A 920-nucleotide genomic window follows, 5' to 3' on the forward strand; every position below is an offset into this window, starting at 1 on the left:
CGTCGGCGCGTGCCCGCACGAAAGTATAACATTGCATACCCGCAGAGCGTCCCAACCGGCATCGCTTGTCTGGAGCGAAGCGGGCCGGGCGGTAGACCTTGCAGTTGTCCTGTTGCGATCTACGCGGCCCGCAAACTGCCCCTTAACAATTTCGGCCAAGGCATCGAGCAGATGGGCCCGCTCTGTAGGCGCAAGGGCGGAAACATTAGAGTACGTGGCATAAAGGCTGCGTACGCCGGACGCATCAAGCCTCAATGTCCAGCGGATAAATTCAGGAGGATCGGGTATGAACCCAGCATCTGTGATCTCCCGAATTCGTGCATCCCCATCAAGCGCATAAGGAGAACTGTCGGGCCCACCCGCTGACAGGCTGGCACGATGGCCTACAAACAAATGCCTGGTGGCATCATGAAAGGGATCGGGCCGACTTTCATCGCCAAAGACGTTCCACCAAAGGGCGACGGCCCCGCCTGGTCGCAGCAATCCATGAATTCGTTTCAGAGCAGGCGCAGCGTCCAGCCAGTGAAACGCCGTCGCACTTGCAACCAGGTCGAACGAGGCAGGCTCCAGGTTTACGTCTTCAAAGGGCAGCGCGAGCACCTGCAGGCAGTCAACCGCGATCGAGGTTCGCAGGAACTCTGCCAGCCTCATGTCAGGTTCAACCGCTGCCAGCAGCCGCGGCTTGTGCGCCAGCAATTCTGCCGTTGCAAGCCCAGTACCAGCGCCGATCTCCAGAATATCAATGCCGGGTCCAAGGTCAGAACGCTCGCGCAACAGCTGCCATGTCTCTTCAGGATAGCGCGGGCGGGCAGCATGATAAATGGAAGGATCGGCCCCGAAAACCAACAGGCCAAAATATCGATCACACTTTGGAACGGTCAACGCGTACTTACAACACCAACGCTGACTGCACACTGTTT

The 920-nt window shown here is 58.3% G+C and carries 1 protein-coding gene; it reads right to left on the reverse strand.

Annotated elements, in window-relative coordinates; translation table 11 throughout:
- On the reverse strand, positions 1 to 882 hold an 882-nt coding region (locus tag C9413_RS32450; protein WP_170251632.1), incomplete at its 3' end, for a class I SAM-dependent methyltransferase.
- Positions 883 to 920 lie beyond the last annotated feature (38 nt).

Origin of the sequence: Rhizobium sp. SEMIA 4085 (assembly GCF_013004495.1) — a bacterium.
In the GTDB taxonomy this organism is placed as follows: domain Bacteria; phylum Pseudomonadota; class Alphaproteobacteria; order Rhizobiales; family Rhizobiaceae; genus Rhizobium; species Rhizobium gallicum.